The sequence below is a fragment of the Liquorilactobacillus mali genome (assembly GCF_001437155.1).
Classification (GTDB): domain Bacteria; phylum Bacillota; class Bacilli; order Lactobacillales; family Lactobacillaceae; genus Liquorilactobacillus; species Liquorilactobacillus mali_A.
Genome location: NZ_JQAR01000005.1, coordinates 117,588 through 125,200 on the forward strand (window position 1 = coordinate 117,588; position 7,613 = coordinate 125,200).

Annotated in this window: 8 protein-coding genes and 1 riboswitch; of the genes, 4 read left to right on the forward strand and 4 right to left on the reverse strand. The window is 35.5% G+C overall.

Going from position 1 to position 7,613, the window contains the following annotated elements:
* Positions 1–47: 47 nt before the first annotated feature.
* From tsaD to IV36_RS04085, 4 genes are all read right to left on the reverse strand, one after another.
* A complete protein-coding gene (gene tsaD / locus IV36_RS04070; RefSeq protein WP_056990916.1) occupies positions 48–1,085 on the reverse strand; it encodes a tRNA (adenosine(37)-N6)-threonylcarbamoyltransferase complex transferase subunit TsaD in 1,038 nt (345 codons plus the stop codon).
* On the reverse strand, positions 1,078–1,665 hold the full coding sequence (rimI, locus tag IV36_RS04075; RefSeq protein WP_056990917.1) for a ribosomal protein S18-alanine N-acetyltransferase: 588 nt from the start codon (positions 1,663–1,665) through the stop codon (positions 1,078–1,080). The genes tsaD and rimI overlap by 8 nt, the downstream gene beginning before the upstream one ends.
* Complete coding sequence (gene tsaB / locus IV36_RS04080) at positions 1,640–2,365, reverse strand: tRNA (adenosine(37)-N6)-threonylcarbamoyltransferase complex dimerization subunit type 1 TsaB (RefSeq protein WP_056990926.1); 726 nt, start codon at positions 2,363–2,365, stop codon at positions 1,640–1,642. The genes rimI and tsaB overlap by 26 nt, the downstream gene beginning before the upstream one ends.
* A gap of 224 nt (positions 2,366–2,589) precedes the next feature.
* Positions 2,590–3,120: a folate family ECF transporter S component gene (locus IV36_RS04085; RefSeq protein WP_056990918.1), complete on the reverse strand. Its 531-nt coding sequence runs from the start codon at positions 3,118–3,120 to the stop codon at positions 2,590–2,592.
* Positions 3,121–3,156: 36 nt separating this feature from the next.
* Positions 3,157–3,253, reverse strand: a riboswitch (THF riboswitch).
* 399 nt (positions 3,254–3,652) lie between these two features.
* Between IV36_RS04085 and IV36_RS04090 the strand changes: the two genes are divergently transcribed.
* The 4 genes from IV36_RS04090 to IV36_RS04105 all read left to right on the forward strand — a co-directional run bounded on the left by IV36_RS04090 (position 3,653) and on the right by IV36_RS04105 (position 7,511).
* Positions 3,653–4,579, forward strand: a complete 927-nt coding sequence (locus IV36_RS04090) for a hypothetical protein (RefSeq protein WP_056990919.1) — start codon at positions 3,653–3,655, stop codon at positions 4,577–4,579.
* A 279-nt stretch (positions 4,580–4,858) separates the two neighbouring features.
* The gene (comA, locus tag IV36_RS04095) at positions 4,859–5,629 is read left to right on the forward strand and encodes a phosphosulfolactate synthase (RefSeq protein ID WP_056990920.1); all 771 of its coding nucleotides are present in this window, start codon (positions 4,859–4,861) and stop codon (positions 5,627–5,629) included.
* A complete protein-coding gene (locus IV36_RS04100; RefSeq protein ID WP_056990921.1) occupies positions 5,629–6,285 on the forward strand; it encodes a histidine phosphatase family protein in 657 nt (218 codons plus the stop codon). Before comA ends, IV36_RS04100 begins: the two co-directional genes overlap by 1 nt.
* A 251-nt stretch (positions 6,286–6,536) precedes the next feature.
* Positions 6,537–7,511 carry an asparaginase gene (locus tag IV36_RS04105; protein WP_056990922.1) on the forward strand — a complete coding sequence of 325 codons (975 nt, stop codon included), beginning with the start codon at positions 6,537–6,539 and terminating at the stop codon, positions 7,509–7,511.
* Positions 7,512–7,613: the final 102 nt, after the last annotated feature.

Here is a 7,613-nt window from a genome sequence, read left to right on the forward strand (position 1 = left end):
AACTTCATTTTTTGCGTCACAGCTACTTTATCTTAGCAAGTCTTTTACTATTGTTCTTTTTTAAACCATTCAAATTCCAAACTTGGATCCGCGTTTAATGATAGATTTGCAACTTCTCCATTTTTCCATGCAACATACCCAGCTGCGCCAATCATTGCAGCGTTATCACCACATAATTTCAATGGAGCCTTGAGTAGTTCAACACCAGTATGTTTTCTTATTAGCTGGTCTAAGCCGTCTCTTAGCCCTTGATTCGCCGCAACACCACCTGCTAAAATCAATTGCTTAATCTGAAAGGTGTCGAGTGCATGTTCTGTTTTGTGCAACAACACGTCAATCACGCTCTGTTGAAAACTTGCAGCCAAATCATCAGGGCTTAGTTTTTCTCCAACTTGATCTGCATGATGGACAGTATTAATGAATGAACTCTTAAGACCACTGAAGCTAAAATCAAAGTTATCTTCTTTGAACATCGCCCTTGGAAATGAAAATGTATCCTTGCCTCTATGAGCCATCTCATCAATCTGTTTTCCAGCAGGGTATGTTAATCCCAAAACACGACCAATTTTGTCGTAAGCCTCACCTGCTGCATCGTCGCGTGTCTCACCAATAATTTGATACACATTTTCTTTAGGCAAATAAACCAATTCAGTGTGCCCACCTGATACCAGCAAAGCCATCGCTGGAAATTTAATTTTGCTTGTAAATCTTGCAGCATAAATATGTCCTGCCATATGGTTCACTGGGATTAATGGCAAGTTATGTGAAAATGCAACTACCTTAGCGCACGCAACACCAACAAGAAGTGCCCCAACTAGTCCCGGTCCATATGTAACTGCGACCGCAGAAAGATCGTCGTATGTTACGTTTGCTTCTGTCATTGCATCTTCCAAACACATTGTGACTTGTTCAATATGATGTCTGCTTGCAACTTCTGGTACGACTCCTCCGAATCTTTTATGGCTTTTAATTTGAGTTGCAATAATGTTTGACAAAATTTTTTTGCCATCCTCAATAACTGCGACACTTGTTTCGTCACAACTCGACTCAAAAGCTAAGATCAATTCTCTTTTCTTATTACTCATTTACCGTTTCCTTCTTGCTTTTTATTGATAAACGCATATCTACAGCATCTTCATGGTTAGATTGATAATAGGATTTTTTTAATCCCATATTTTTAAATCCGATTGTACTATAAAGTTTTTGAGCGCGTACATTGCTCAATCGCGTTTCAAGAGAAAGTGATGCATAATCATTATGTTTTGCACAATCAATCATTGTCCTGATCAGAAACTTTCCTAACCCTCGATTTTGGAAATCCGGATGCACTGCAACATTTGAGATGTGTACATCCCTGATTTTCTGTTTGAATGAAGCACCAATAAAAGCAATAAGACGATCATTTTGACGCATTATTAAATACAACTTACTTTTTTCATTGCGTAACTCATTCTCGAAAACAGTCTCATCCCATGAATTATCATCCGTATAGACTAACTTCTGCAACTGAAGCATCTCATCTATGTCAGGGACCACAGCCCGACATAGAAGATATTCGTTATCATGAATTACAACCCTCTTATTGTCGAAAGCTAATGAGGTATCTTCAAAATAACTAAAGCAATAATCCAAAATTTTGTTAAATTTTCTCAACAAATGTTTCATCTACCTTCTCCTGATGATTTTCTAACCACTGACTTTCTGCTTGCGTTAATCTCAGATATTCTGGTACAAAGCTATGAATCTCAACTGGTTTTTCTTTTATTCCCAACAAACCCAAGTGATACGCTTGTGGATAATCATCTTCATTACTCGAAAAAACAACCCGCTGTTCTTTGCTCATCTTCTCTAAGATTTGTTCTTCAAACTTATGACTGTCACTTCCAACAAAAAAAATGTGTTTATAACTTTTAGTTTTTTCAAGTAATTCACCCAAGGAAACATGCTGGTCTGGAATTACATTCATGAGTTCAGTACCATTTTTGACGTATCCCCCCGCAAAAACATTGCCTCGTCTCGCATCAAAAAGCGGAACTATTAACGTTCCTTCTTCATTAATCGCGTCCGCTAAAACTGCTAGGCTTGAAACACCCACTAGTTCTTTAGAAAGCGTAAATGCAAATGTCTTAGCAGTCGTGACTCCTATTCGTAAACCTGTATACGAACCCGGCCCCTTTGCGACCACGAATCTATCAATATCTATCGGCTTCATCCCGACGCTATTCAATAGATTAGCAATTTGTGGCATTAATGTCACACTATGATTTTTTGATTCATTTGTAGTTACCGTTGCTATCAGCTCTTTATCTTTCAATATCGCAATACTCAAGGGTTGATTTGATGTATCAATTGCCAATACATTCATTTTTTTCCGCTCCAATTCATCTTTAAATTCCATGAATAATACTAACACAATTATAGTATAAACAAGCCTGTATGCTAATTTTTTAATCATTGTAATATTTTCTTAAGAACAATTCTCGAATATTTAGTCCCATTCTTATTTTTACACTCAAAAAAATGATGGAAGTAATTATAGATTACCCCATCATTAATTGAATTTTAAATTTTATTATTTACTGTCATAAATCAATCAACTCGCTTGACTAACCCAGCGAGTGCTTTGTTCTTTCCAAGAGCATATAACAAAATAATCTGGACAGGAATCATTAATAACTCTTTAATAAATCTCGCTGGGAAAATCGTCCCAAAATCTGCATGATATAAAAGAGTTATCCAATAGGTATTCATCAATGCATCCACAAGAAAAATGTTAATCAATACCGCGATAATGACTCTCACGAGTGTAACATCCTTCTTATAGAACAAAATACCATAGACAAAGGCCCCTAAAAAGGCAGAAAGTGTAAAACCTGCAAAATATCCTCCAAGACCTCCAAAAATCAAGGTCCCAACAACATCTGCACATGCTGCCCCAATTGCCCCTAATAACGGACCAAACCAATATGCCATAAAAAACACAACAACGAAGGTAAAACTAATCCTCACAGACCAGATACCAAATGACAAAAACTTGGCTACAACAATATTTAGGGCAATCAATAAACCCATCAACACAATGTTGCGTACCGACAAACGTGAAACAAAACTACTATTCATACAAGACATCTCCCTTTTGGAGTTGCCACAAAAAAATGCGGCGAATGCGAAAATAAAACCGCAGGCGTTAACCTTTCGTCTGGAAGACACATTCCGTCCTTCCAGCACTTGACGCTTTATTTCCTACCCCGAAATTTGTACTCTGCGTACTTAAGGTAGTGTATCACAAATATCCAATTAATTGTTATTATTTTTCTCCGAATAAGCAAAATAATATTTATGTCACTAATAAATAGATATAATTCAAATAATTATAGATTTTCCTGCATAAAATAAGCAGACCAATCCATGTGTTAACTATTTCCACATTTCATAAATACCCTCATCTATATATTAAAATATCTGCTGTTTGCACCACATCTACTGACTAATAAGTTTCAAATATAGTTTTTCAATCATTTGAAAAACGTTTTTTTTGTGAAATTCATGTAATATCTTTTTGAATATTTACTTTCTTTACGCATTTAGTACTAAATTAGTGTTAACATCGACTTATGGAACAATAATAATTTATGAGATGAGGTTACATGTTGTGATAAAAAATTTTTCTAATTCATTAAAATCCTACTTTGGAGAGAACAAAACTATCTTCAAAAACAACTGGCTTTTGGCTGGTATACTGTATATTTTGCTTATTTTTGTAGCAGGTGTACTGTTTTTGCTAGATTATGAACTTTTCGCAGTAGGTGTTTCATCAATTTCTACAAGTGTTACGCTTTTATTGTACGGACAAAGTTATCTGATTTTCATCAGTCTTTTAGAAATAATTGGCAGTATTATCTTGTTCTTCATAATTGCGCTGCTTTGCTTTTTTGTTAGAATCACTATTCAATATGCTATTCAAGATACTCTAAAAAATGAACTTGCTAAAGTTTCTTTTTCCAGTGTTTTTAAGAAATTTAAGCAGTTAAACAAAAATCAAGTACTTCGCTTGTTCTGCTACTTGGCATTATTCATTTTCTTATGGCTATTACCTCTGCTTGTGATTCATATATTCACTAGTAAGATTGAGATTGTAACCTATATTCTGCAATTCCTATTCTTTGTTGTGGTTCTTTGGAAGGGGATTGATTATTCACAGGCAATCTTCTTATATAGAGAAAATCAGCCACAGTTTCTTGGACAGTCTCAGCGCTACGCCTTAAAAGCAAGTAAAAGATTCATCAAGAATTTGCGCTTCAAATATCTATTATTATTAATTGGTCTAAGTATTCCACTAGCCATTTGGATTGCAATTTGGAGTGTCGTCACCTATTTCGGATTTTATATTTGGGAACCAATTATGATTTATGGCGGACCAATCGTTGGAATAATTGGTGGATGCTTGTACCTACCTTTTGTTCAATTTACACTCGCATATTTCTACGAAAAAAATAATAGCAGCGATTTGCTTGAAAAATCTTTCCGTGATTGCTTCAAGCCTGTCGAGAAACTCACTGGGGAAGCATACAAAAAATAATTAATTTATTAGATTATTGGGGACTAGGTCAAAAGGTAATATTTGATCTAGCCTCTTTATTATTCTGGTTAAACGTGTGACATAAGTTGAATTTCTACGACTAACCTTAGATCACTCATAGTAAAAGGGTATGCTTCTATATTCGTGATTTCGCATTAGTTGCCATACTTTACTCACGCTTTCTTTTGTTAAAGTTAATCTAGTATAAAAGTTTTTCTATTCAAGAATTTTTTAGAACCGACTTTTGTAACTAAATAAAATTAAAAAGGTGGTTTTTTCATGCATGCATATGAATTTTTAAATAAAGTTCCACACTCCAAAACAAGTACAACCGGTTTAAGTATGATTCTAGACAAGGGATTAGGCTTAAATGAGGCATCTGACTTGGTCCAAAGCGCTGGTGAATACATTGACTTCATTAAATTCGGTTGGGGAACTGCGGCTACATTCGAATCTGATTTAGTAGTCAAAAAAAACAAGATATATCATGACAATAAAATATTGACTTATCCTGGCGGAACCTTGTTAGAAATTGCAATCCAAGAAAAGAAACTGGATCTTTTTTTCAAAGAAACCTCTCGCCTAGGTTTCAATGCAATTGAGGTAAGTGATGGATCAACGTCACTATCTAAAAAAATTCGGGACAATGTCATCTTCTTGGCACGTGAGAAAGGATTTTTTGTTGTTTCCGAAGTTGGTAAGAAAAATCCATTGTTGGATCACAAAATCAGTATTGAAACTCGTGTCTCACAAATCCAATCTGATATTTCCTCTGGGTCGAACTTCGTAATTATCGAAGCCCGCGAGGCAGGTAAAAATATCGGTATCTATGATGAAAGCGGCAATATCATTTCACAAGAACTTGATATTTTAGCAGAAATTGGAACTGATAAACTTATATTTGAAGCGCCTTTGAAAAAGCAACAAGTGGACTTAATTTTAAAATTTGGACCTCAAGTCAATTTAGGTAATATTGCGTCTACTGATGCAATTTCCCTAGAAACTCTGCGCACAGGTCTTCGTGGAGATACGGTAGGTAAAATCAAATAATGAGTAAAAGAATTATTTTTATTCGTCACGGCAAAACAGAATGGAATGTTGAGGGACGTCTACAAGGTGCGCATGGTGATAGTCCCCTCATATATACTCCAGAAATTCAATCTGATCTAAAGGCACTCGCTGCTTACTTGAAACTATTTAGCATTTCGGCTGTATACTCCAGTCCACTCAAACGAGCATATAAAACGGCATCATTACTTTCTTCACAAATTTCTGCAGATATTCAAGTGATTACTGATCCCGGTTTGGCAGAAATTTCTTTTGGCTTTTTTGAAGGCCTTAAGAAAGAAAATTTACTAACAGACTATCCTGTTGAATTTGATTTATTGTCTTCTAGAACAGATGATATTCGTCTTCAGAAATTAGGAGTCGAATCCTTTTTAAATGCCCAAAAAAGATTTTGCAAGTCAATTGATGACATTACCGAAAAAATGAATGGTAATCAGACTTGCCTTGTGGTCTCACATGGTGCAATCAGTCAACTAGGTATTCAGCGTTTGACTAATAATAACAATCTCGGCGGGCTTTCAAATCTATCTTTATCACAGGTTGTTGAGCAAAGTGGGCATTACATTATTGAAAAATATAATGAAACTGCTTTTTTAACTCATCCTGTAATTCATCAAAAAAATACTTCAATTAAATAGTTTCACAAAGAAGAGATGCCAATGAAGAAACGCTGCATGAAAAACTTGCTCTAAGCACTCTGAATTAAACAAAGATTATCACTCCAAGGAATAACGGTATAATTTATCATGAATACAACTTTCTTTTTTAAATAATTAGGGTCTTACATCTATAAATTTACAGCAACCACCTTAAATTATTTTTGCAGCTAGCATTTAATTCACTAAGTGTATATAATAGAAAAGTTAATTCTTATAGGAGGTCTCCGGTAATGAAAACAATACTCATATTACATACTGGTGGTACGATTGCAATGTCACAAAATGAAGATGGTGGCGTTGCTCCTAGTAGTGCTAATCCACTGGATACATTTAAGAATCCCTTTATTGGTAAACTCAATCTGATTACAGAGGATGTGTTTAATCTGCCCTCTCCTCATATTGGTCCTGCTGAAATGCTAATACTAGAAAAAAGAATACTGCAGGCCGCATCTGAAGACGTTGATGGTGTTGTCGTTACCCACGGAACAGATACACTTGAAGAAACAGCATATTTTCTTGATTTAACTGTTCCGAACGACTTTCCTGTAGTTGTGACAGGTGCAATGCGTTCTGCAAATGAAATTGGATCTGATGGACTACACAATTTTCAAACCGCAATTCAAACTGCAGCAAGCGACGAAGCAAAAAACAAAGGTGTTCTAGTTGTAATGAATGACGAAATCCACACTGCCCGTTATGTTACAAAGACTCATACTACTAATGTCGCAACCTTCCGTACACCCACATTCGGTCCAATTGGACTAGTAACTAAAAATCGTGTTCTCTTCTACGAACAGCTGCTACTTAATGATTATCATCCAATTGATCATGTTGTAAATCATGTCTACCTCATAAAGGCGTACGCCGGGATGGATCCAGAAATGTTGGAGTTTATGGATAATGAAAAAACAAACGGAATTGTAATCGAGGCTCTGGGTGCCGGTAACTTACCTCCGAGTGTTCTTCCTGCACTCAAGAAGTTACTTGCTCGTAAAATACCGATTGTGTTAGTATCACGCTGCTTCAACGGAATTGCTCAAGAAGTCTATTCATATAATGGCGGCGGAATCCAATTAAGCAACTTGGGAATCACATTTTGTCATGGCTTAAATGGACAGAAGGCTCGCATTAAATTATTAGTTGGGCTCAGCGCTAATCTTTCAACTACTGAACTAACTGACTTTTTAAGTGACGCTGTTTCATAAATGTAGAACTTTTCTGCTAAACATAAATAAATTTATTACAAAAAAGGGTTCTATAATATTTGGTACTGATAGAAAAATCTTCTCTCAGTACCAATTTTGTTT

Excerpts from the sequence above, each read along its gene's own strand:
- tsaD (WP_056990916.1), bottom strand. The coding sequence starts at position 1,085 with ATGAGTAATAAGAAAAGAGAATTGATCTTAGCTTTTGAGTCGAGTTGT.
- rimI (WP_056990917.1), bottom strand. The coding sequence starts at position 1,665 with ATGAAACATTTGTTGAGAAAATTTAACAAAATTTTGGATTATTGCTTT.
- tsaB (WP_056990926.1), bottom strand. The coding sequence starts at position 2,365 with ATGAATGTATTGGCAATTGATACATCAAATCAACCCTTGAGTATTGCG.
- IV36_RS04085 (WP_056990918.1), bottom strand. The coding sequence starts at position 3,120 with ATGAATAGTAGTTTTGTTTCACGTTTGTCGGTACGCAACATTGTGTTG.
- comA (WP_056990920.1), top strand. The coding sequence starts at position 4,859 with ATGCATGCATATGAATTTTTAAATAAAGTTCCACACTCCAAAACAAGT.
- IV36_RS04100 (WP_056990921.1), top strand. The coding sequence starts at position 5,629 with ATGAGTAAAAGAATTATTTTTATTCGTCACGGCAAAACAGAATGGAAT.
- IV36_RS04105 (WP_056990922.1), top strand. The coding sequence starts at position 6,537 with ATGAAAACAATACTCATATTACATACTGGTGGTACGATTGCAATGTCA.